Genomic DNA, 24,242 nt, shown 5'->3' with positions numbered 1-24,242 from the left:
TAAAAAGAATTAACCCTTAAAATCAAGCCGTTATTTTGCTTAAATGCATAATAAAACATTTTAGGATAAAGGCATGCAAGCAGAAAACATGGACATTGACTTAAAAAACTTACCAAGCACGCCGCTATATCCGTTAAAAAATCCTACTTTAACGCCCGAACAATTAGAACAAAAACGAAAAGAACTTATTGTAGATCTCAACCAAAAATCAAAAGAACTCACCGAATTAGGTTTATTAGATAAGTTAGGAGGTTTTGTAGGTTACCAAACACAAAACGCCAAAGATCGAGAAAAACAGCTAACTGACCTTAAAACGCAAGCTATAGACAACAAGCTAGATTTTAAAGATTTACCTAATGCGCTTAAAGATGAATATTACAATAACGCAGAAACGAGCCTTTTTAATCCGCTTAAAACCAAGAACGAGATCGCCAAAGAAGACTATCAAAAAGACTTACAAAGAAAAGAAATATTAAAGAAAACCAGCCAAGAACTCACGAAAAGCGATAAGGACCTAATAGATAATGATAATGGTTTTTTTAATAATGCACTGGATTTTATCACAGGTGCAAGCGAAGCGGATAAGCTTAAGGAATACAAGGAAAAAGAAAAAGCCAAAGATATAACAAAAGAAATACAGAAAGCCTATTCAGCTTTTAGCAATATTGACAAGAACAAGGATTTTTTTAGCTTATTCACTAGCGAAGATAAAGAAGCGCAAGAAAAAGCTAAGAAAGATTTTGAAACGATCGCTAAAAACCTCTATCATTTTGACAGCGTGATCTACAATGAAAAAAATGAACCTTTTGTAGTCAAAGGCGATAAGGTTTATAAAATTAACGATGGTTTTATAGACAATTTCACGCAAAGCCTTTTAAATAATAAGTTTTCTATAGCAGGAAGTGTTACCGGTGGTTTAGCAGGAGCTAAATACGGAAAGAGTGCCGGAGCTTTAGGATTAGTCGGAGGAGCGATCGCAGGCGCAGCCTTAGGAGCGACCACAGGAGCGGCTACGGATGCGATTATAACTAATCTAGCGCTAGATCGAGAGAATAAAGCCGATGAAATCATAAGGCATGCGTTAAGTGATGGAGCTTTATCGTTAGCGACTGATACGCTTATGTTAGGAGCCGGTAAGGTTTTAAAACCGCTTGCTAAAGCGCCGTTAAAATTAGCCGAGATGAGCATGCCTTTTCAATTCACTAAAAACTTTTTCACCGGTAACGCCAAGCGCGCCAGCGAGATCATAGAAACCACGCTATCTAAAGAACAGCAACAAGCCTTAAAAGAATTTAGCGCACGATTTGGTGGTGAAACCAAGATCAACACTAACAACGCTAACGACTTTTTAAGAGAGAAGATAAAGAGCGTTTTTAAAGGCGATGAAAGCAAGTTGAACGCTTATGATAAAGTGAAAGAAATCCTAACGCTAGACAACCACAAAGAACAGCAACAAGCCTTTATAAGAGCGATACGAAGCGATGAAACCGGTAACACTTTAGCGTTTTTGGTTGAAGCCGCTAATTTAAGTCCTAAAGCTAACGCTAGTTTAAAATCCATTCTTAACCAAACGACTGAGAACTTAACCAAATCCTTAAAGCAGTTTGATTTGAAAGATTATGAAATAAAAAGCGTTTTTGATAATTTAGAACAAGGCACTAAGGAAAGTTATGATAAAGCCTTGAACGAAATCATAGGAAAGCTATACGATAACAGCTACAAGGTGAATTTAAGAGAAAGCGTGCAGGATGCGACTAATCTTGAAAAGTTTTTGAACGATCTTAAAGCGCAAGGCGAGATCGATCCGCAAGCTAAAAGCTTTTTGAGGCAGATTGAAGAAAATGTTTATAACCCGTTACTACAAACCTATAAAATCCTATAAAGAGCTATAAAATTCTCTTAATTTAGGGTTTTTGTTGTATTCCTAGTTCAACCTTGCTAGTTGCTAAACGATTTTTGGATAAATCATTCAACAGAGCTGTCAAGTCCATAGGCGTAAATTCGGCAGTAACTCTACCTACTAAATGCTTTAAAAGATTGATAGCAGCGTTTATATCTCTATCTAATTCAAAGCCACACTCTAGGCATTGATAAATCCTATCTTTAAGTTTTAAATCTTGTTTAACCTTTTGACAATTAGAACAAGTCTTAGAGCTTGGATAGTAAGTGTCAGCTCTTAGAATTTCTTTATTAGAGTATTTAGCTTTATACTCTAATAGCGTGTTAAACACAGACATAGAAACATCGCTTAAAGATTTAGCCAACCTGTGATTTTTAAACATGTTTTTGACTTTCAAACTCTCTAAACAAAACGAGTTTGAGTGTCTTATAAGAGAGCTTGTGAGCTTGTGTAAAAAATCAAGTCTGATGTTAGCGATTTTTTCATGCAAGTGGGTAAGCTTTTTAGAATGCTTTAAGTAATTATTAGATTTCTTGGTTTTATCCCCTTTGGTTTTTGGGTGGATTTTTTTACTCAGTTGTCTGCTAATTCTTACAAGCTTTCTAGTAAGCTTATCTAAGGGCTTAGGGGCATAGATATTTAAGCCATTAGACAAACTCACAAAGGATTTAATCCCTATATCAACCCCTAGTTTATTATGACTCTCTTGGAGTTTATGGGTTCGTTTGTATTCACTCTCATCAACACCACAAGAGATTGAAACATAGAAATGATCGCCCTTTTGAGTGATGGTAGCGTTATTGATTTTGCCTTGAAATCTTAGTTTTTCAGTGAGTTTGATTGGTGGTAAGTTAGGTATTTTTAAATAACCAGTATTAGCTGTTTGAATGATTTTAATTTGGTCGCCCCCTATATAAAAAGAACCTTGAAACTCTCTTTTCTTTTTAAATTTAGGGTAACTCACTAAACCTTTTTTCAAATCCCTAAAAAACTTATTAAAGGCTAGATTTAAGTGGATAAAAGGCTGTTGGGTGGCGTATTTAGTTACTTCATAAACGAAATTAAATTGCGATTTTTTAAGAGCGTTAAATTCTTTTTTAAGCTGTAGATGGTTAGTTTTAATACCCAGTTGGTAGTTTTCTTTCCATTTAGCTAACCCCCAATTATAAGCGAACCTAGCGCACCCAAAAGCTTTTTTAAAGTAAGTAATATGCTTGTTATTAGGCTTTAAAGCGATTTTATGCGTGATTGAGATAGCTGACATTGTTAGTTATGACTTCTTGCATTTCATCTAAGAGTTTTTTGTTTTTCTTAGACCTAGAGCCATACAATCTAGCGCTAAAGACGGTTATAATTTCTAAAACATCTTTGGCTAATTCTTCTTCAAACCTCACATTCTCATCACCCTTATTGATGATAACCACTTCTACTTCTTTAGCTTCACAAATACTGAATACCAATTCAGCTCCAAAGCGTAATAATCTGTCTTTATGCGTTAATACAAGGCGCTTGACTTGATTGTCTAAGATTAAGTTTAAAAGCTTGGTTAAGCCTTTTTTATAGTAGTTCATGCCACTCCCTAAATCTTGTATCACTTCATAGTTAAAGCCGCATCTAGCGCAATAAAGCTCTAAAACTTGAACTTGTCTGATTAAATCCTCTTGTTGGTCATGCGAGCTTACTCTAGCATAAGCTATTGTTTTTAATTCATCTTGATTAAAGACTGCGTTTCTATTGATACGCCTTAAACTTTCTAACTTGTAACGCCTTTCACCGCCTTTAGTGAGTTCATCAGGTTTTAACAAATCTTTTTTATCCCAATTGCGTAAGGTTTGGATAGTTACACCCAAAAGCTTACTCGCTTGACCGATTGATAGCATTCTTTTATTCATGCAAGCAGTATAACACAAAACTTAATAACCTATACAAAAATTATAGTATTTTATAGGTTATTATAGGATTTTAGTTTCTGTTTGTAACCCTAGCCCCTAGTTATTCTACAAAGATTTTTAAAACTTATTTTTTTGATTTCAATTAGTGTTTTTAAATTTCAATTAGTGTTTTTTGATTTCAATTGTTTTTTGATTTCAATTGTTTTTTGATTTCAATTGTTTTTTGATTTTGAAACGATTTAAAAAAAAATATTTGTTTTTTTGTGTATTTTTAATTTATGTTAAATTATTCAAGTTTTTTTAATATTTTTAAAATGTTAAAAAATTTAAGTATGTTTAAAAATCATACAAAAAGAAAAACAAAACGCACGCTATAACATATATACGCCTTTGCTAAGCATGTTTAAAGGCACTTGACAAGCAAGCCAAAAAAGGACTATAATTGAAGTATTCTTTTAGAATATGTTTTTTGAGACATACAAAAAGCTAAAAACCTAAAAAGATTTATAGCGTGTTTTTGGGCTTGTGGGTGTTTTTTTTGCGATGGCGTGGTTATAGCTTATTTCATTCTTTAAGACTTAAAAAACCCTTTAGCTTTTTGCAACAAACTCGTTTTTTGCTGTTTTCTAAAATTCGTTCTTAAATGAGCCAGGAAATGGTGCCATTCATGGATTTCCATAGCAGGGATCGCTCCGGCAAAATTAGTGTTAGGGGGCAAGTCTTTACCCACCGCGCTTTTACCTCCAATTTGAGTGAATTCGCCCACATGCAAATGCCCCCCAATGCCCACTTGCCCGCCAAAAACCACATTACGGCCAGTGGTTGTAGAGCCGCTCAAGCCCACTTGAGAAACAACGATGCTGTGCTCGCCTAAAACGCAATTATGCCCGATTTGAACCAGGTTATCAACCTTAACGCCCTCTTTAATCAAAGTCTCACCAAACACCGCCCTATCAATCGCCGTGTTAGCTCCAATTTCTACATTTTTTTGAATCCTAACAATCCCCACATGCTCAATTTTGACATGCTCTCCTAAAGCGGTGTGTGCATAACCAAAGCCATCGCCTCCAATCACACTGCCTGCATGGATAGTAACATTGTCTTCTAAAATCGTGTTTTGATACAAAATCACACGAGGATACAAAATACAATTTTTACCGATTTTGACCCCATCAGCGATCACCACGCCCGGATAAATCAAAGAGTTTTCGCCAATTTCTACGCCCTCTCCAATTATAACATTAGGCATGATCGTTACTTTTTTAAAATGTTTAGGCTCATTCACGCTTTCTGGGTTTTTAAAAAAAGGGATTTTAAAGGCATGCGAAGCTTTAGCAAAGGCTAGATGCGGGTTATCCACGATTAAAGCTTGCATGTGTTTTGGCACTTTAGAAGATTCTTTTTTACGGATAAACACCGCCCCGGCTTTTGAATCTTTTAAAAGTTTAAGGTAGCGCGCTTGGTCAATATAGCTAATATCATTAGGCGTGGCCTTATCCAATTCCGCTAAAGCATGCACTTCAAAATCGTTTGAAAATTCCGTTTCAATAGAATAGGCGCTTAACAATTCGCTTAATTTCATCAATACCCCTTATTGTTCTTTATGCAAATCCCACAATAGCGTAGCTTTATTATCTTTTTCTTCCACAGCCCCCATGCCCATAACATGATAGCCAGCATCCACAAAATGCACTTCCCCACTCACCCCACTAGACAAGCTAGAAAGCAAATACATCCCGGCATTGCCCACTTCTTCTAAACTCACATTTTTTCTTAAAGGGGCGTTGATTTCATTCCATTTTAAAATCATTCTAAAATCAGCGATCCCGCTAGAAGCGAGCGTCCTAATAGGCCCAGCCGATAGGGCATTCACTCTTATGTTATGCTTGCCTAAATCCACCGCTAAATAACGCACCGCACTCTCTAGGGCCGCTTTAGCCAACCCCATCACATTGTAATGCACCATGTATTTGGTGCTGCCTAAATAGCTTAAAGTCAAAACAGACGCTCCGTTATTCAATAAAGGTTTTAGGGTGTTTGTCAGCTCTATTAAAGAATAAACAGAAATTTCCATAGCGGTGTTAAACGCGCTTTTAGAAGTTTCTAACAAACTCCCCTCTAAAGCCTCTTTAGGGGCAAAGGCCACGCTATGAACGATAAAATCCAATGAGCCTAAATCCTTTTTAACGCTATCATATAGCGGCTTGAAATGCTCTTCTTTGCTCACATCTAATTCATACACATAGGGGCTATTCAATTCCTGTGCGATAGGCCTCACGCGCTTTTCTAAACTCTCATTCAAATAAGTGAAAGCCAAAGTAGCCCCTTGATTGAAACAAGATTGAGCGATCCCATAAGCGATGGATTTATTGTTTGCCACCCCTACAATAAGCCCTTTTTTACCTTTTAAAAATCCCATGATTTTCCTTTATAAAAATGAAATGATTGTTTTAAAATTTTCTAATTCCAAAGACGCGCTCCCGATCAACAAGCCATCCACGCTATCAATCCCTAAAATTTCTTTAGCGTTTTGCGCATTCACGCTCCCCCCATACAACAAGGGCGTTTTTTGATTTAAAATTTGCTTTAAAAAACCATGCGTGAGATAAATCTCTTCTAAAGAAGCGCTCTTTTTTGTGCCAATCGCCCAAATAGGCTCATACGCCACCACTAAATTAGGATAATTAAGATCAATATTTTCTAATTGCTCGTTTAAAAATTCCTTTACAGCCTTAAAACCCTTTTCTCTGGTCGTTAATTCTTCGCCAATGCAATAGACAATTTTAAAATTTTTACTTTTAAAAAAATCAAACTTTTCTTTCAAAAAGCTAGGGCTTTCCTTTAAAAGCAATCGCCTCTCGCTATGCCCTATTAAAAGCGTGTTGATTTTGAGTTCTTCTAAATGCTGTGAAGTGATTTCACCGGTAAAAGCCCCACAATCTCTAGGGTAAGCGTTTTGCGCCCCTAAAGTGAAATGCAAAAACGAATTAGGCAATAACCCCAAAAAATCAGGGAATACAAACACCCTATCAAAATGCTGCGGTTTTAAAGTCTTTTCTAATTCTTCTAAATACGCATGGCTTTTAAAAATAGGCATAGCGGATTTAAAATTAGCCATAGCAATTTTTGTCATTGAATGATCCTTATTTTATAGGTGGTAACTATCCCTTATTATATCTAATAGCGTTAAAAAATGTAAATTTTAAACAATAGCCCCCTTGAATTGCATTTTTTCTCAATTTAGGTTTTGTTTATAAGAAAAATTATTTCAAATGTAGTAAAATTAAGGCAGTGTTTTTGCGTCAAGCGATTCAGGTTAATTTTAGAGTTTTTAGGAGCAGTTTTTATGCAACAAGAAGAGATTATAGAGGGTTATTATGGCGCTAGCAAAGGGCTTAAAAAGAGCGGTATTTATGCCAAGCTGGATTTTTTACAGAGCGCTACGGGATTGATTTTAGCGCTCTTTATGATAGTGCACATGTTTTTGGTCTCAAGCATCTTGATTAGCGATGAAGCCATGTATAAAGTGGCAAAATTTTTTGAAGGGAGCTTGTTTTTAAAAGCAGGCGAGCCGGCTATTGTGAGCGTGGTTGCAACAGGGATTATTCTTATTTTAGTCGTGCATGCTTTTTTGGCGCTAAGGAAATTCCCTATCAATTACAGGCAATACAAGGTTTTTAAAACCCATAAGCATTTGATGAAACATGGCGATACGAGCTTGTGGTTTATTCAAGCCCTCACCGGGTTTGCGATGTTTTTCTTAGCGAGTATCCACTTATTTGTCATGCTCACAGAGCCTGAAAGTATCGGGCCTCATGGCTCAAGCTATCGTTTTGTAACGCAAAACTTTTGGCTTTTGTATATTTTCTTATTGTTTGCCGTAGAATTGCATGGCTCTATTGGGTTGTATCGCTTAGCGATTAAATGGGGGTGGTTTAAGAATGTGAGCATTCAAGGCTTGAGGAAAGTCAAATGGGCGATGAGCGTGTTTTTTATTGTTTTAGGGCTTTGCACCTATGGGGCTTACATTAAAAAAGGTTTAGAAAATAAGGACAATGGCATTAAAACCATGCAAGAAGCCATAGAAGCTGATGGGAAATTCCACAAAGAATAAGGGTAGAAAATGAAAATAACATATTGTGATGCGCTAATTATTGGAGGCGGATTGGCCGGGTTAAGGGCTAGTATCGCATGCAAACAAAAGGGTTTAAACACCATCGTTTTAAGCCTAGTGCCTGTCAGGCGTTCGCACTCTGCAGCCGCTCAAGGGGGCATGCAAGCGAGTCTTGCGAACGCTAAAAAAAGCGAGGGCGATAATGAAGATTTGCACTTTTTAGACACGGTTAAGGGGAGCGATTGGGGATGCGATCAGCAAGTGGCTAGAATGTTTGTAACCACTGCTCCTAAAGCCATTAGGGAATTGGCCAGTTGGGGGGTGCCTTGGACTAGGATTAAAAAGGGCGATAGGCCTGCGGTCGTCAATGGTGAGCATGTTACGATCACTGAAAGAGATGACAGGCATGGTTATATTCTAAGCCGTGATTTTGGCGGCACTAAAAAATGGCGCACATGTTTTACGGCTGATGCTACAGGGCATACCATGCTTTATGCGGTCGCTAATGAAGCCTTACACCACAAAGTGGATATTCAAGACAGAAAAGACATGCTCGCTTTCATCCATCATGATAATAAATGTTACGGGGCGGTGGTAAGGGATTTGATCACAGGCGAAATTTCAGCGTATGTTTCTAAAGGCACGCTTTTAGCTACCGGAGGTTATGGGCGCGTGTATAAACACACCACTAACGCCGTGATTTGCGATGGAGCCGGGGCGGCGAGCGCTTTAGAAACTGGTGTGGCTAAATTAGGCAACATGGAAGCGGTGCAATTCCACCCTACCGCTTTAGTGCCAAGCGGGATTTTAATGACCGAAGGCTGTAGGGGCGATGGCGGGGTTTTAAGAGACAAGTTCGGCAGACGCTTCATGCCCGCTTATGAGCCGGAGAAAAAAGAGCTTGCAAGTAGGGATGTGGTCTCAAGGCGGATTTTAGAGCATATCCAAAAAGGCTATGGAGCCAAATCGCCCTATGGGGATCATGTGTGGCTGGATATTGCTATTTTAGGGCGTAACCATGTGGAAAAAAACTTAAGGGATGTGCGCGATATTGCCATGACTTTTGCAGGCATTGATCCGGCTGATAGCGAAGAGCAAACCAAAGACAACATGCAAGGAATGCCCGCAAATGAGCCTGAATACGGGCAAGCGATGGCTAAGCAAAAAGGCTGGATCCCCATAAAACCCATGCAACACTATTCTATGGGTGGGGTTAGGACAAACCCTAAAGGCGAAACCCATTTAAAAGGCTTGTTTTGTGCGGGTGAAGCGGCATGTTGGGATTTGCATGGGTTTAACCGCTTGGGGGGTAATTCCGTGAGTGAAGCGGTGGTCGCTGGCATGATCATAGGGGATTATTTCGCTTCGCATTGTTTAGAAGCGCAAATTGAAATCAACACGCAAAAAGTTGAAGCTTTCATTAAAGAAAGCCAAGATTATATGCATTTTTTATTGCACAATGAAGGCAAGGAAGATGTGTATGAAATTAAAGAACGCATGAAAGAAGTCATGGATGAAAAAGTGGGCGTTTTTAGAGAAGGCAAAAGGCTAGAAGAAGCCCTTAAAGAATTGCAAGAGCTTTATGCGCGCTCCAAAAACATTTGCGTGAAAAACAAGGTTTTGCACAATAACCCTGAATTAGAAGACGCTTACCGCACCAAAAAAATGCTCAAACTCGCGCTTTGCATCACTCAAGGAGCGTTACTGCGCACTGAAAGCAGAGGGGCTCACACTAGGATTGATTACCCTAAAAGAGACGATGAAAAATGGCTTAATCGGACTTTAGCGAGCTGGCCTAGCGCTGAGCAAGACATGCCCACGATTGAATACGAAGAATTAGATGTGATGAAAATGGAAATCAGCCCTGATTTTAGGGGCTATGGCAAAAAGGGCAATTTCATTCCCCACCCCAAAAAAGAAGAGCGCGACGCTGAGATTTTGAAAACGATTTTAGAATTAGAAAAGCTTGGGAAAGACAGAATAGAAGTCCAACATGCGCTCATGCCTTTTGAATTGCAAGAAAAATACAAGGCTAGGAACATGCGTTTAGAAGATGAAGAAGTGAGAGCTAGGGGGGAACATTTGTATTCTTTCAATGTCCATGATTTATTAGACAAACACAACGCTAACCTAAAAGGAGAACACCATGAGTGATAATGAACGAACGATTGTAATCAGAGTGCTAAAATTTGACCCTCAAAGCGCGGTGAGTAAGCCGCATTTTAAAGAGTATCAATTGAAAGAAACCCCATCCATGACGCTCTTTATCGCTTTAAACCTCATCAGAGAGCATCAAGATCCGGATTTGAGCTTTGATTTTGTGTGCCGCGCTGGGATTTGCGGCTCTTGCGCGATGATGGTTAATGGGAGACCAAGATTGGCTTGTAAAACTCTAACTTCTAGCTTTGAAAGCGGGATGATTACGCTTATGCCCATGCCCAGTTTTACGCTCATTAAAGATTTGAGCGTGAATACAGGCGATTGGTTTGGCGATATGACTAAAAGGGTGGAGAGTTGGGCGCATTCTAAAGAAGAAGTGGATATTACTAAGCCGGAAAAAAGGATTGAGCCTGATGAAGCCCAAGAAGTCTTTGAACTAGACAGGTGTATTGAATGCGGGTGCTGTATCGCTTCTTGCGGGACTAAACTCATGCGCCCTAATTTCATTGGAGCTGCTGGCATGAACAGAGCCATGCGTTTCATGATTGACAGCCACGATGAAAGAAGCGATGACGATTTTTATGAGTTAGTCGGCGATGATGATGGTGTTTTTGGGTGCATGAGCTTGATCGCTTGCCATGACACTTGCCCTAAAGAATTACCCTTGCAAAGCAGTATCGCCACTTTGCGTAATAGGATGTTGAAAGTGGGTAAAAGCCGCTAATTTCTTTTTAGTGGGTCGTTTTTGAAAATCTTTTTAGTCCTTTTAAGCGTCTTTTTTTTTAATGGGTGCTTTGGGTTAGTCTATAAGACTCCCATTTCAAGCCCCCCTATCTCTTATGATCCCTACACTACCGCCATTGGGAGCTTGTATGCTGAAAAATTAAAAGAAAACCCTAACCATAGCGCGGCCATTCTTTTAGAAGACGGCTTTGACGCCTTGTTGCATAGAGTGGGACTTATTAGAATGAGCCAAAAAAGCATTGACATGCAAACTTATATTTATAAGAACGATCTTTCCTCTCAAGTGATCGCCAAAGAACTTTTAAATGCGGCCAATCGTGGGGTAAAAGTGCGCATCCTTTTAGACGATAACGGAGTGTATTCGGATTTTTCAGATATTATGCTCTTAAATTTCCATAAAAATATTGAAGTGAAAATTTTTAACCCCTACTATATCCGCAATAAAGGCTTGCGTTATTTTGAAATGCTTGCGGATTATGAGCGCATTAAAAAACGCATGCACAACAAGCTTTTCATCGTGGATAATTTCGCTGTCATTATAGGGGGGCGCAATATTGGGGATAATTATTTTGATAACGATTTAGACACGAATTTTTTAGATTTAGACGCTTTGTTTTTTGGGGGGGTTGCTTCAAAAGCCAAAGAAAGCTTTGAACGCTATTGGAGATTCCACCGCTCTATCCCTGTTTCATTACTAAGAACCCATAAAAGACTCAAAAACAACGCTAAAGAAATCGCTAAACTCCATGAAAAAATCCCTATCAGCGCTGAAGACAAAAACCAGTTTAAAAAAAAAGTCAATGATTTTATAGAACGCTTCCAAAAATACCAATACCCCATTTATTATGGGAATGCCATTTTTTTAGCTGATTCACCCAAAAAAATTGACACGCCCTTGTATTCGCCTATCAAAATCGCTTTTGAGAAAGCCCTTAAAAACGCTAAAGACTCCGTTTTTATCGCTTCATCGTATTTTATTCCAGGCAAAAAGATGATGAAAATCTTTAAAAATCAAATTTCTAAGGGGATTGAATTGAATATTCTTACCAATTCCCTTTCATCTACTGATGCGATAGTGGTCTATGGGGCGTGGGAAAGGTATCGCAACCAATTAGTGCGAATGGGTGCGAATGTTTATGAAATACGAAACGATTTTTTCAACCGCCAGATTAAAGGGCGCTTTAGCACCAAACATTCCTTACACGGCAAGACGATTGTTTTTGATGACAATTTGACGCTTCTAGGGAGTTTTAATATTGATCCGCGTTCTGCATACATCAACACTGAAAGCGCGGTCTTGTTTGACAACCCGTCTTTTGCTAAAAGGGTGCGTTTGTCGCTTAAAGATCATGCCCAACAATCATGGCATTTGGTGGTGTATCGGCATAGGGTTATTTGGGAAGCGGTGGAAGAAGGGATTTTAATCCATGAAAAAACTTCGCCTGATACTTCCTTCTTTTTACGCTTGATTAAAGAATGGTCTAAAGTCCTTCCTGAAAGAGAGCTTTAAAACTTTTAATGCCCTTTATTTTGCGAAAAAGCGATGTTATTGGTAACAGCAGCTAAAAGCGCTGAACACACAAACACCAAATGGATCACCACTTGCCAAAAAATGGGATTATGCGATAGGGGCGTATCCTTAGGAATGCTGGATAAAACATCTTCTAAGCTCATGTAGCGTTTGAGCAAGAAAATCGCCGAAATCGCCACAATGGAGAGTGAAACCTTTAATTTTAAAGCGTTAAAATCCGTGTGCTTTAGCCAAGTGATTTCACTAGCATCCACCTTGTCTAATTTAGAAACAAAGCTTTCATAACTGGCGAGCAACACCATTAAAACAAGCCCGGCCATAAACAACAAATCCACTAATCCTAAGGCTGATAAAACCAAATCCGTTTCGCTGATCGTGTCTAGGTGGCTTAGCATGTGCCACAACTCTTTCATGAACACATAGCCTAAAACCACCAGCACTAACGACATGGCAATGCATAAAGGGGCTAGCAACCAACGAGTGGCAAACAACACTCTTTCAATCAATTTTTCTAACATGTTCAAACTCTTTTTAAGGATTATGTCTTTTTTAAACCCTTGATTATAGCTAATAAACGCCCCCGAGTGGCTAACAGAATGCCTTGATGGAGTGGAATTTCAAGCCATTCTTATGGTATTTATGGTATAAATTTGACTGCTGCATGCAACAAAGGAGAAGCGAATGAAAACCACTATAAAAGAGATCTTTCAAGCGGAAGGATACAGCATCCCCAACTATCAGAGGGATTACGCCTGGAAGGACAAAAACTTTAGGAATCTGTGAGAAGACCTAGAAGAAGCGATAGATTACAAGGGTCAGGGGCATTTTATAGGCACCATGGTTGTCGCTAAGAATGAAGACAACAAAAAATTGTATGACATCATTGACGGCCAGCAACGAACGACCACCATATTCATGCTCTTGCATGTCTTGGCGAACAAGCAAAATGAGGAAGACAAGCAAGAGACAAGAAAATATCTATACCAAAAGGGGGAATTAAAATTAGAAGTCGCTCCTCAAAACCAAAGCTTCTTCAAAGCGCTCTTGGAAGCGGCAGAAAAGGGGAATATCAGCCATTGTGAAAAAGATGCAGACACCGAGGGTAAGCAAAATCTCTTTGAGGTTTTGAAGGCCATCTTGGACAAAGTCAGCAAATTGAATAAAGAAGAAGTAAATGAGCGTTTGGAGGCACTGTTGGAAACGGTTTTGATGCGGCTTGAAGAGCCCGATCCTAAGAAGAGCTATCAGAACCTTTCAGAGCGTGAATGATAGAGGCGTACCTCTCCTCTTGCTAGACAAACTAAAATCCCTTCTCATCTATTACTCCAACACTTTTTGCAATGGGAAAAGGGGGCTAGACCAGTTCATCAACGATCATTTTGGAGAGATCTTTAAGATCTTTGCCAAGATCAAAAAGAGCAACCACATCTCCAGCGTTGGAGGCTCAGATGAAGGCGATATCTTCCGCTACCACGCAGGGAGTCAAAGATTTGATGGGATCGATTTTTTAGGGCACTACAGAACAAGCACAGAAGACACATACGAACAACTCAAAGATGAATTAAAAGAAATCAAAAAAAGCAAAAAATTGAAAAGTTTCATCCAATCCTATGTCAGCGATTTGAAAAATTTCTATCAGGCTTTCCTTGATCTATTGATCGAGATTGACACCAACCCAACCACCTTTAAAGTCATGCTCATCAACACGATCAACCCGCTTTTTTTCAATTCGCTCATCCGCCTGAAAATCAACAACGAGCTAGACGATGAAACGCTGAGACTCTTTGCCAAAACCGATATCTTGCTTTCCAAAGGTCGCAAAGGATCGGATTCAGTGGCTTATAATCTGATTGAGGAGTATCTTCAAAAGGGCAAAGAGGGATTGAATAGCAAGATAATCGCCCAATGCAGAAATGATATAGAGTCGGCTTCTCAGGAGCTTGTGAGAAACATATCAAACTCAAAATACTTCCACTATATCTTCTTTGAAAAGAACTGCCAGGAGATGGGGATTGCCGATCTCAAAAAATTGATCCCAGGGAAGCAACTCTCCCAAGAAAAAGAGCGCATCATCCCCATCAATTTATTAAAATTGGACAATGAAATTGAGATCCAAAAACTTGGTTTTGAAGGCAAGAAAGATCTTGAAGACTATATTGACACATACGGCAATCTCATCTCCCTAGAAAATTCGCTCAATCTTAAGGCAAGCGATAAGGATCTGTATGGAAAAGATGAAATCTACAAAAGTAGTGAGATCCCTTTCAATAGGCGCTTTAATGTAAAAGGTTTCAGCAAAAAGGTCTTGATAGCAAGGAATGATGAAATGCGAGAGTGGCTGATCAACACCTTTTTTAAGGATTTCGCCACCCACTAAGGATTAAAGAAGCGTGAGCGCGCTTGCTCTCTTGCTTCTAGCCCCACCATATCCACCCATAAGGCTAGTTTCAAACCGCTCTCTTCTTGGAGAGTTAGGGGAGTTATCAAACAACAAACAATAATTTCATACGATTTAAAGCCCCCATAGTTTTCAAACAACAAACAAATGTCTTTAGCGAATGAATGCTCTTTAAGACTGAATTCAAACGCAAGGATTATCTGAATTCCTCAAAGACCAAATAGGTATATTGATCAAAAAATCCGCTTATCTTGACTCTCTGTTAAAATTATGCGAGCCGATGGAGTAAGTTGCCTCGTTTTAATGCTTGGGCAATCCGCTAAAAACTGCCCAAGAAAAAAATAAGAATTTCTAGCTCAAAACCCCTAGCGCGCTTCTATGACAACCGGTTTAGTCATCTTTTTGCTGACTTCATCAGCATGCATTAAGGCTTCTTGCTTGCTCTTATACGGGCCTATGAGATAGCGCTTCGTTGCTCCCCTATCTTCAATCTTATGGGGGAATTGGTTAAACGCTTGCAAAAACGCTTTGTTAGGCGTGTGTGCAAAAACCCCCACTTGCAAATAATGCCCTTTAGTGGTTTTAGAATTGGCTTTTTTAGGAACTTCTTTGTGAGCTTCTTTTTTGGCTTTTGGCTCTTTAGCCGCATGCTTAGCTTTATCTTTATGAGCTTCCTTATCTTTTACTTTAGGCTTTTCATGGGGGGTTTCTTTTTTAACCACAGCTTGAGATTCTTTTTGAGTACTCATGGGAGTGTTCTCAACAGCTTTTAATTCTTTTTTAGCTTCTTGCGTTTCTTCTGTTGTTTTGATCTCCGTTTGAGTTTGATTGGTTTGGGTGGGCATGTTAAACGCATCGCTTTCTTGCTTTTTAACATTATCCGCCACTTTGTCCAGATCGCTTTCTTGTTTAGAAAGGTCCAAATTCAAGTTTTCAAACGCATCGTCTTTTTTCTCGTCTTTAGTGTTGCCTATTTTTTGCATGCCGCTATCGGTTTGTAAAAAAGTCTCTTTAGGAGCGACTCTCGTGCTTTTCCAAAACACCATTAAAAGCACCGCTAAAATGATAATGGCTATAGCCACGATCAAAAACACCTTTTTAGTGCCACCCCCATTATTTTCTTCTTCTAAGATCACTTCATTCAGTCTTTCTTTTTCTGACATCAAAAATCCTTTCAAAAATTGTTATAAATGCTTCGCCCAAAAGCTCCCTCGCTCTTTTGCAAACACTTCATAAGGTAAAGCTAAAATATTAAATTCCTTAGGCCATTCATTGCTAGGGAAGACCCTCCATTCTTTAGGCAACCCTTGCGCTAATTTCATAGACAAAGTTTTAACCAACCTTTCACCCTCGCCTAATTCCGTATGCCCTTTATGCACATACAAATGCAAATGCCCTGGCGTCTTCGTGTTATAAGCGGTAAAATTCATAAAACCTTCCTCACGAAGCAATAACTGCACCTTATGATAAAAACGCTCCGGGTTCCTCCCGTTATAATCAAACACAATATTTTCCACCTTATCGTTACGCAAGATGAGGTTGTGCGCGATTTCTATTTCTTTTTTCAAATGCTTTTGAATGAGCGAGCTTGTGAGCATGGCATTCACTCTTTGGAATTTATTATAGAAGCAACGCCCCGCATAATCCACCCTCTCCCCCAAGCCTGGTTTTTTTTCAAAATAATGGCTTGTGTCTATCTTAATGAGCTTTAATTCCATTTCTGTCATCTTGACTCCCTTAAAAAATAGGTTGTTGATACACAGGGAATTGACTGGCCATGGCCTTCAATTCTTCTTTCACATGCAATTGCAAACTAACATTATTAATATCATTCAAAATATCTGATATTTTATTCCCTATGATTTCAAATTCCTTAGCTCCCATGCCCCTTGCGCTCAATGCCGCTGAGCCAATCCTTATCCCACTCGTTACAAAAGGGCTGCGCGTTTCGCCAGGAATGGTGTTTTTATTCACGGTGATTCCGGCATTCCCTAATGCAATATCAGCGTCTTTCCCGCTATAAGGCTTGTCTAAGAAATCCATTAAAAGCAAATGGTTAGAAGTGCCACCACTCACTAACTTATGGTTTTTTTCTTGTAACGCTTTAGCCAAAACTTGCATGTTAGATTTCACTAATTGTGCATAAGCTTTAAATTCTGGTTTTAGATTCTCTTTAAACCCCACCGCTTTAGCAGCAATTGCATGCATCAAAGGCCCGCCTTGAGTTCCTGGAAAAATCGCTTTATCAATCTTAGCCGCTATCTCTTCATCATTGGTTAAAATAAGCCCCCCTCTAGGCCCTCTTAAGGTCTTATGAGTGGTGCTTGAAACCACATGGCAATGCGGGAAAGGATGGGCATGCTCACCGGTTACCACAAGTCCTGCCACATGGGCTATATCGCCTAATAGTAACGCTCCCACTTCATCAGCGATTTCTCTAAATTTCTTAAAATCAATCTCCCTTGGATAGGCTGAAAACCCACACACAATGATTTCTGGCTTAACGCTTTGAGCGATTTTTAGTGCTTCTTCATAATCAATATAGCCATCTAAATTCACGCCATAAGAAAAGCTCTGATAATGCTTGCCGGTTAAACTCACTTTAGCGCCATGCGTTAAATGCCCTCCACAGCTTAAATCCATGCCCAAAATCTTGTCATAAGGCTTTAAAAGAGCGTGATAGACAGCGTTATTGGCTTGTGAACCTGAGTGCGCTTGCACATTAGCGAACTGGCAATTAAAAAGCTTTTTAGCCCTTTCTATGGCCAAGCTTTCTATTTTATCCACCACTTCACAGCCTCCATAGTAGCGCTTGTTAGGATAGCCTTCAGCGTATTTATTCGTTAAAACACTCCCCATAGCCTCCATAACGCTTGCAAAAGTGTAATTCTCGCTCGCTATCATTTCTAAATGCTCATTTTGCCGCTTATATTCTTCAAAGATAAGCTCAAAAATTTCACTGTCCGTTTGTTCTAAAAAATACGCCATTATTCTTCACTCTCCACATTAAAATCGTTTTTAACAGGACGCATCGCTGGGAATAAAATCACATCTTTAATGCTTTTAGCTCCAGTGAGTAGCATCACTAATCTATCAATGCCTATGCCTTGCCCTGCAGTGGGGGGCATTCCATGGGCTAACGCCCACACATAATCTTCATCCATGTATTGGGCTTCTTCATCGCCTTTTTCTTTTTCAGCCACTTGATTTTTAAAGCGTTCTAATTGATCTAAAGGATCGTTCAACTCGCTAAAGCCGTTAGCGATTTCTTTCCCGGCAATAAACAATTCAAACCTGTCAGCAATATTAGGGTTACTATCGTTGCGTCTGGCTAAGGGGCTAATCTCAATGGGGTATTGGGTTACAAAAGTGGGGTTAATGAGCTGGTGCTCTACAAAATGATCAAACGCTTCAGCGAGCAATTTGCCATAAGTGAGATCTGGCTCTACTTTAATACTTTGCTCTAACAAATAAGCCAAAAGCCTGTCTTCTTTTTCTAAAATATCCTTACTAATGCCCCCTATTGTTTCTAAAGCGTCCAAATAGGAAATCACGCTCGTTTGGTTGAAATCCACTTCCATATCGTTATAAATGATTTTTGAAGGTAAGTTCAAAGTCTTTAGCAAGTAGTCAAATAATCTCTTACTAAGTTCAATCAAATCTTCATAAGTGTGATACGCCCAATAAAACTCAATCATCGTAAATTCGGGGTTATGGCTGTGATCCATGCCCTCATTCCTGAAATTGCGATTGATTTCAAACACCGCTTCAAAACCCCCCACAATCAAGCGCTTGAGATATAATTCTGGAGCGATTCTTAAATACCTTTCAATTTCTAAAGCGTTATGGTAAGTGATAAAAGGCCTTGCGTTCGCCCCGCCAGGAATGGGGTGCATCATGGGGGTTTCCACTTCTAAAAACCCTTCCGTTTCAAAGAATTTCCGCACGCTAGAAACAATCAAACTGCGTTTTTTAAACACATCTTTAACGCTAGGATTGACGATCAAATCCAAGTAGCGCTGGCGGTAACGCAATTCTATATCGCTCAGTCCATGGAATTTTTCGGGTAAAGGCACAATGGTTTTGCTTAAAATATGAAATTCTAGGGCATGAACGCTCAATTCACCGGTTTTGGTAGCAAAAGGGAAACCTTTCACCAACACAATATCGCCCACTTCTAAATGCTTTTTCAGGCTTTTAAATTCATCGTTCAATTCATTTTGCGAAACATAAGCTTGCAAAATCGCGCTTTCATCTTCAATTTTAATAAAACAAGCCTTACCCATTAAACGCAAAAGCTTGACCCTCCCTACAATACTTTCGCATTTTTCCTTGTCTTTAGGCTCTTCTAAACCCTTAACATAAGCGTATTTTTCTAAAAAAGCGGCGTTTGTAAGGCTTCGTTTCAAGCCGTTTTTATAAGGGTTTTTCCCTTCTTCTCTCAAGCTGTTGGCTTTATGGATGCGTTGTTGGATGTATTGGTTAGAAAACATGTTATGCCTTTATAGGGGTTCTTTATTGGATGGGGTGTGGTTTGGTGGGGTTTGGTTAGCTTTTGGATCTAGCATGTTTTTAGGCAAGTCTTTAGCCTTTTCTTTTAAAGCTTCCATGCCCTTATCTATCGCTTTATCAAAAGACTCTTTAGTTTTATTGAGGGATTCTTTATTTTTGACTCCATCGCTCATTTCTTCAAGGTTGTTTTTAAGGTTTTGCTCCACATGTTTGACGCCATCAAGACGCATGATCTTACTAGCAACGCTTTTCATGGTAGAAAAAAAAGCACTTTTTTCTTGCAAGTAGGCGTTAGCGTCTTTCATCACTTCCATTTTAGAGAGCGCATAAAGGATGAAAGAAAGCACTAAAAAAGTCTTCAAGCATGAAAAAATAAACCCTAACGCTTTGTCTATAATGCCTAACCCGCTAAAGACTAACACCTTGCCTAGCAACACTCCAAAAGCTAAAAAAAACACCCAAATAGACGCTAACACCAACAAAAAACCGATGAGATTCGTCATGGTTTCATTTCTTAAATCATACAAATGCTCTGAAAATAAATGCCCAACAGCCACAGAATAGCGAGACGCTAAATACACGCCAAGCACAATCCCTAAAGTCCCCGCCACTTCACTCACGAAGCCATGATAAAATCCCCTAATCCCAAAGGCTACCACCACCACAAGTAACGCCAAATCAATATAATTCAAACCCTAAACCCAAACCTTTCTCTCATATATCTCGCATAAAGATAGCGAGCGTTCAAAAACGCCCCAAAAACACCCCAAAAAAAAACGCTCATGATTTTTAACGCTATCAATCCACGCTCTTTAGACTTGAAATTTGAAAATAATAACACAACTTAAAAAAAACTACCCTTAAAAAAATCAATCTAAAATTCTTAAATTAAAATATAGCTATAATACACTAAAACAATCTCAAGGTTTCAAAATTTAGCCATGCGTCTTATTCTATTCAATCAAAACGCTTTTTTATTAGCGTGCGCGTTTGTTTCAAGCGTGTATGCGAACGCTGTTTTAGACGCTTATGCGGTTGAAAACCCCTATGTTTCTATCACACTCACAAGCCTATTAGCCCCTTTAAGCATGCTAGCGTTTTTAAAAACCCCAAAGAATAGTGCTTTTGCTTTGGGGTTTTTTGTGGGGGTGCTATTGTTTTATTGGTGCGCTTTAAGCTTCCGCTACTCGGATTTCACTTATTTATTACCCTTAATCATTGTTTTAATAGCGTTAGTTTATGGGGTTTTATTTTATTTGTTGCTCTATTTTGAAAACCCCTACTTCAGGCTTTTGAGTTTTTTAGGCTCTAGTTTTATCCACCCCTTTGGATTTGATTGGTTAGTCCCGGATAGCTTTTTTTCTTATAGTGTGTTTAGGGTGGATAAATTATCGCTAGGGCTTGTTTTTTTGGCTTGCATTTTTTTGAGCGCTAAACAATTCAAAAAATACAGGATCATAGCGGTTTTATTGTTACTGAGTGCGTTGGATTTTAATGGTTTTAAAACGAGCGATTTAAAAAAGGTTGGAAATATTGAATTAATCTCTACAAAAACACCCCAAGATTTGAAATTTGACTCAAACTACCTTAACAATATTGAAAACAACATTCTCAAAGAAATCAAGCTCGCTCAAAGCAAGCAAAAAACCTTGATCGTTTTTCCAGAGACTGCCTACCCCATCGCTTTAGAAAACTCCCCCTTTAAAGCTAAGCTAGAAGATTTAAGCGGTAATATTGCTATTTTAATAGGGACATTACGGACTCAAGGCTATAGCCTTTATAACAGCTCGTTTTTATTTTCTAAAGAAAGCGTTCAGATCGCTGATAAAGTGGTTTTAGCCCCCTTTGGCGAAACAATGCCTTTACCGGAGTTTCTTCAAAAACCCCTTGAAAAGCTCTTTTTTGGCGAGAGTGCTTATTTATACCGCAACGCTTCCAATTTCAGCGATTTTACATTAGACGATTTTACTTTTCGCCCCCTGATTTGCTATGAAGGCACTTCCAAACCCGCTTACTCAAACAGCTCTTCAAAAATTTTTATCGTGATGAGCAATAACGCATGGTTTAGCCCAAGCATTGAACCCACTTTGCAAAAAACGCTTTTAAAATACTATGCAAGGCGTTATGATAAAATCATCTTGCACAGCGCGAACTTTTCAACTTCTTACATTTTAAACCCTAGTTTATTAGGCGATATTCTTTTTAGGAAACGATAATGATTAAAGCGATTAATATTTCTCATGCTTTTGAAAAGCCCCTTTATAACGGCGTGAATTTGCACATCAAGCCCAAAGAAAGCCTGGCGATTTTAGGCGTGAGCGGGAGCGGTAAAAGCACGCTTTTAAGCCATTTAGCCACCATGTTAAAACCCAATAGCGGAACAATTAGTTTGTTAGAACACCAAGATATTTATGCTTTAAATTCCAAAAAGCTTTTGGAATTACGGCGCTTAAAAGTGGGTATAGTCTTCCAATCGCATTACCTTTTTAAGGGTTTTAGCGCTTTAGAAAACCTGCAAGTCGCTTCCATCCTAGCCAAGCAAGAAATCGATCATTCCCTTTTAGAACAATTAGGCATAGCCCACACCCTAAAACAAGGCGTGGGTGAATTGAGCGGTGGCCAGCAACAACGCTTAAGTATCGCCAGAGTGCTTTCTAAAAAACCTAAAATCATTATCGCTGATGAACCCACCGGGAATTTAGACACCACTAGCGCTAATCAAGTCATCAGCATGCTGCAAAATTACATTACAGAAAAAGAAGGGGCGTTAGTTTTAGCCACGCATGATGAGCATTTGGCTTTCACTTGCTCTCAAGTCTATCGCTTAGAAAAAGAAGTTTTGATTAAGGAAAAATAAGAAATGTTACAACGCCCTAAAATTGTCGCCGAATTGAGCGCTAATCATAACCAGGATTTAAACCTCGCTAAAGAAAGCCTTCATGCCATTAAGGAAAGCGGGGCGGATTTTGTCAAGCTCCAAACCTACACGCCAAGCTGCATGACTTTAAACTCTAAAGAAGATCCTTTCATCATCCAAGGCACTTTATGGGATAAAGAAAATTTGTATGAATTGTATCAAAAGGCTTCCACCCCCCTAGAATGGCATGCTGAATTGTTTGAATTGGCTAAAAAGCTTGATTTAGGCATTTTTAGCTCGCCTTTTAGCTCAAAAGCTTTAGAACTTTTAGAGAGCCTAAATTGCCCCATGTATAAAATCGCTAGTTTTGAAATCGTTGATTTAGACTTGATTGAAAAGGTCGCTCGCACAAAAAAACCCATTATCCTTTCTAGCGGTATCGCTACACACACCGAATTGCAAGACGCTATCTCATTGTGCAAAGGAGCGGGTAATTTTGACATCACCCTTTTAAAATGCGTGAGCGCTTATCCCAGTAAAATAGAAGACGCTAATTTATTGAGCATGGTTAAATTAGGCGAAACCTTTGGCGTTAAATTTGGCTTGAGCGATCACACGATTGGCTCTCTTTGCCCCATTCTAGCCACCACTTTAGGGGCGAGCATGATAGAAAAGCATTTCATTTTAAACAAATCCTTACAAACCCCAGACAGCGCTTTTAGCATGGATTTTAACGGATTTAAAAGCATGGTTGAAGCCATCAAACAAAGCGTTTTAGCCTTGGGCGAAGAAGAGCCTAAAATCAATCCAAAGACTTTAGAGGAGCGGAGATTCTTTATGCGCTCTTTATTTGTCATTAAGGATATTCAAAAAGGCGAAGCATTGACTAGCGATAATATCAAAGCCTTACGCCCCAACCTTGGCTTACACCCTAAATTTTATAAAGAAATTTTAGGCCAAAAGGCATCAAAATTCTTAAAAGCCAACACTCCTTTAAGCGCTGATGGTATAGAACGCTCATTGCAGGTTTGATTAAAAAATGGGGGTTTTAAATTTTGTTTTGTGGTTTTAGATTTGATTTTAGACTCATTTTCTTTATTTTAAACTCTTAAGGGGATAGGGGCATCGTTCTCGTCACATATTGCAACTAAAACCTTATTTAAATTTCAATTAACTTTAATTTTTAATAAAAATTAGGATTACCTTGTCGTTATCGTTTTAAATTTTATAATAAAACCCATTTTTTAAGGGGATAAAGAAATGCTTTGTGCTTAATACCCACTAACCTCCAATCAAATCCCCTAACCCCCAAAGACAGCTTTCTTAAGAGATTATTTGCTTGGTTCAATCAAGCTCTTTTTAGATTGTAAAAATACTAAAGCATTTTTTATATTTTATGATCAATTCCAAATAAGAACAGAGAAAAGAAATTCTAAATAATTTTTAATCACAGATTTCACGCACGCTTCAAATAAGGCTCATTAAATAAAGTCAAAATAAGGGGCTAATAAAACAACCCCTTATGACAAAAAAGCTGTGCCTAAAGCGCTAACTCAATAAAAAGATAATCTCACTTCACCTTTTCAAGATACTCTTCTGTTTCCGTATTGACTTTAATAATCTCACCCTCTAAAACATGGAAAGGCACTTGCACGACCGCACCGGTTTCTAAAGTCGCTGGTTTTTTACTCGCGCTTGAAGTATCGCCCTTAAAATTAGGGGCTGTTTCCACAATCTTTAAAGCCACAACTTGCGGCACATCCACTGAAATCGCCTTGTCATTATGCAATAAAACCTGCACTTGCATGCCGTCTAGCATCCATTTAGAAGCCTCGCCCACTTGAGAGTCGTTTAAGGCGATTTGCTCATAGCTCTCTATGTCCATGAATTGGTATGTATCGCCATCGTGATAAAGGTATTGCATCGTTTTTTCAACCAGATTAGGCTCTTCGCACTTATCCCCCGCATGGAAAGTTTTCTCAATCACCTTGCCATCTAAAAACGACTTGATTTTCGCACGCACAAAAGCCGCACCCTTGCCGGGCTTGACATGCTGGTATTCTACGATCCTATAAGGCACACCGCCCAACTCAATTTTCAAGCCCTTTTTGAGCTCACTCATCCCAATTGCCAT

General features: G+C 39.0%; 21 protein-coding genes and 1 pseudogene. 9 read left to right on the top strand and 13 right to left on the bottom strand.

Annotation, left to right across the window (positions count from 1 at the left end):
* Positions 1-73 precede the first annotated feature (73 nt).
* Positions 74-1,882 (top strand): hypothetical protein, encoded by a 1,809-nt coding sequence (locus HPSH112_RS00975; RefSeq protein ID WP_014662189.1) that lies wholly within the window; start codon positions 74-76, stop codon positions 1,880-1,882.
* Between the two features lie 22 nt (positions 1,883-1,904).
* Here the strand turns inward: HPSH112_RS00975 and HPSH112_RS00970 are convergent, their stop codons facing one another.
* The 5 genes from HPSH112_RS00970 to HPSH112_RS00950 all read right to left on the bottom strand — a co-directional run bounded on the left by HPSH112_RS00970 (position 1,905) and on the right by HPSH112_RS00950 (position 6,925).
* Positions 1,905-3,164: an RNA-guided endonuclease InsQ/TnpB family protein gene (locus HPSH112_RS00970; protein WP_001274344.1), complete on the bottom strand. Its 1,260-nt coding sequence runs from the start codon at positions 3,162-3,164 to the stop codon at positions 1,905-1,907.
* Positions 3,139-3,792, bottom strand: coding sequence for an IS607-like element IS607 family transposase (locus HPSH112_RS00965; protein WP_001042542.1), 654 nt, complete (start codon positions 3,790-3,792; stop codon positions 3,139-3,141). The genes HPSH112_RS00970 and HPSH112_RS00965 overlap by 26 nt, the downstream gene beginning before the upstream one ends.
* A gap of 571 nt (positions 3,793-4,363) precedes the next feature.
* Positions 4,364-5,374 carry a UDP-3-O-(3-hydroxymyristoyl)glucosamine N-acyltransferase gene (gene lpxD, locus HPSH112_RS00960; protein WP_000777056.1) on the bottom strand — a complete coding sequence of 337 codons (1,011 nt, stop codon included), beginning with the start codon at positions 5,372-5,374 and terminating at the stop codon, positions 4,364-4,366.
* Positions 5,375-5,383: 9 nt separating this feature from the next.
* The gene (gene fabI / locus HPSH112_RS00955; RefSeq protein WP_000506179.1) at positions 5,384-6,211 is read right to left on the bottom strand and encodes an enoyl-ACP reductase FabI; all 828 of its coding nucleotides are present in this window, start codon (positions 6,209-6,211) and stop codon (positions 5,384-5,386) included.
* Positions 6,212-6,220: 9 nt separating this feature from the next.
* Positions 6,221-6,925, bottom strand: coding sequence for a triose-phosphate isomerase (locus HPSH112_RS00950; RefSeq protein ID WP_000160975.1), 705 nt, complete (start codon positions 6,923-6,925; stop codon positions 6,221-6,223).
* 213 nt (positions 6,926-7,138) lie between these two features.
* On the opposite strand from HPSH112_RS00950, the gene HPSH112_RS00945 reads away from it, so the two are divergent.
* The 4 genes from HPSH112_RS00945 to clsC are packed head-to-tail and all read left to right on the top strand — an operon-like array spanning position 7,139 to position 12,320.
* Positions 7,139-7,906, top strand: a complete 768-nt coding sequence (locus HPSH112_RS00945; RefSeq protein WP_001183659.1) for a fumarate reductase cytochrome b subunit — start codon at positions 7,139-7,141, stop codon at positions 7,904-7,906.
* A 9-nt stretch (positions 7,907-7,915) separates the two neighbouring features.
* Complete coding sequence (locus HPSH112_RS00940) at positions 7,916-10,060, top strand: fumarate reductase flavoprotein subunit (protein WP_000705988.1); 2,145 nt, start codon at positions 7,916-7,918, stop codon at positions 10,058-10,060.
* The gene (locus HPSH112_RS00935; RefSeq protein WP_001282387.1) at positions 10,053-10,790 is read left to right on the top strand and encodes a fumarate reductase iron-sulfur subunit; all 738 of its coding nucleotides are present in this window, start codon (positions 10,053-10,055) and stop codon (positions 10,788-10,790) included. Before HPSH112_RS00940 ends, HPSH112_RS00935 begins: the two co-directional genes overlap by 8 nt.
* A gap of 21 nt (positions 10,791-10,811) precedes the next feature.
* On the top strand, positions 10,812-12,320 hold the full coding sequence (gene clsC / locus HPSH112_RS00930; RefSeq protein ID WP_000689085.1) for a cardiolipin synthase ClsC: 1,509 nt from the start codon (positions 10,812-10,814) through the stop codon (positions 12,318-12,320).
* Positions 12,321-12,325: 5 nt separating this feature from the next.
* On the opposite strand, the gene HPSH112_RS00925 is transcribed toward clsC, so the two are convergent.
* Positions 12,326-12,859: a TIGR00645 family protein gene (locus HPSH112_RS00925; RefSeq protein WP_000890445.1), complete on the bottom strand. Its 534-nt coding sequence runs from the start codon at positions 12,857-12,859 to the stop codon at positions 12,326-12,328.
* A 163-nt stretch (positions 12,860-13,022) separates the two neighbouring features.
* Between HPSH112_RS00925 and HPSH112_RS00915 the strand changes: the two are divergent.
* Positions 13,023-14,718, top strand: a pseudogene (locus HPSH112_RS00915) (DUF262 domain-containing protein).
* Here HPSH112_RS00915 and HPSH112_RS08555 read toward each other — a convergent pair.
* The 6 genes from HPSH112_RS08555 to HPSH112_RS00890 all read right to left on the bottom strand — a co-directional run bounded on the left by HPSH112_RS08555 (position 14,715) and on the right by HPSH112_RS00890 (position 19,943).
* Positions 14,715-14,879 (bottom strand): hypothetical protein, encoded by a 165-nt coding sequence (locus tag HPSH112_RS08555; RefSeq protein ID WP_228839890.1) that lies wholly within the window; start codon positions 14,877-14,879, stop codon positions 14,715-14,717. The pseudogene HPSH112_RS00915 and the gene HPSH112_RS08555 overlap by 4 nt on opposite strands.
* A 225-nt stretch (positions 14,880-15,104) precedes the next feature.
* Positions 15,105-15,902, bottom strand: coding sequence for a hypothetical protein (locus HPSH112_RS00910; RefSeq protein ID WP_001290452.1), 798 nt, complete (start codon positions 15,900-15,902; stop codon positions 15,105-15,107).
* A gap of 21 nt (positions 15,903-15,923) precedes the next feature.
* Complete coding sequence (locus HPSH112_RS00905) at positions 15,924-16,466, bottom strand: DUF1882 domain-containing protein (protein ID WP_000138085.1); 543 nt, start codon at positions 16,464-16,466, stop codon at positions 15,924-15,926.
* Positions 16,467-16,476: 10 nt separating this feature from the next.
* Entirely contained in the window at positions 16,477-17,727 is a 1,251-nt protein-coding gene (locus HPSH112_RS00900; RefSeq protein WP_000323095.1) for a serine hydroxymethyltransferase, read from the bottom strand.
* Positions 17,727-19,232, bottom strand: coding sequence for a lysine--tRNA ligase (lysS, locus tag HPSH112_RS00895; RefSeq protein ID WP_000492522.1), 1,506 nt, complete (start codon positions 19,230-19,232; stop codon positions 17,727-17,729). Before lysS ends, HPSH112_RS00900 begins: the two co-directional genes overlap by 1 nt.
* A gap of 9 nt (positions 19,233-19,241) precedes the next feature.
* Positions 19,242-19,943, bottom strand: coding sequence for a CvpA family protein (locus tag HPSH112_RS00890; protein WP_001106302.1), 702 nt, complete (start codon positions 19,941-19,943; stop codon positions 19,242-19,244).
* Between the two features lie 249 nt (positions 19,944-20,192).
* Between HPSH112_RS00890 and HPSH112_RS00885 the strand changes: the two genes are divergently transcribed.
* Genes HPSH112_RS00885 through pseI form a run of 3 tightly spaced genes read left to right on the top strand, consistent with a single transcriptional unit; the run spans position 20,193 to position 23,140 of the window.
* Positions 20,193-21,467, top strand: coding sequence for an apolipoprotein N-acyltransferase (locus tag HPSH112_RS00885; RefSeq protein ID WP_001236920.1), 1,275 nt, complete (start codon positions 20,193-20,195; stop codon positions 21,465-21,467).
* Positions 21,467-22,108, top strand: a complete 642-nt coding sequence (locus HPSH112_RS00880; RefSeq protein WP_000588227.1) for an ABC transporter ATP-binding protein — start codon at positions 21,467-21,469, stop codon at positions 22,106-22,108. Before HPSH112_RS00885 ends, HPSH112_RS00880 begins: the two co-directional genes overlap by 1 nt.
* Before the next feature lie 3 nt (positions 22,109-22,111).
* Positions 22,112-23,140, top strand: coding sequence for a pseudaminic acid synthase (gene pseI / locus HPSH112_RS00875; protein ID WP_000941829.1), 1,029 nt, complete (start codon positions 22,112-22,114; stop codon positions 23,138-23,140).
* 538 nt (positions 23,141-23,678) lie between these two features.
* Here the strand turns inward: pseI and efp are convergent.
* Entirely contained in the window at positions 23,679-24,242 is a 564-nt protein-coding gene (gene efp / locus HPSH112_RS00870; protein WP_000974265.1) for an elongation factor P, read from the bottom strand.

Origin of the sequence: Helicobacter pylori Shi112, assembly GCF_000277405.1 — a bacterium.
GTDB classification, from domain to species: Bacteria; Campylobacterota; Campylobacteria; order Campylobacterales; family Helicobacteraceae; genus Helicobacter; species Helicobacter pylori_C.
This window is presented reverse-complemented; position numbering and strand designations above follow the sequence as displayed.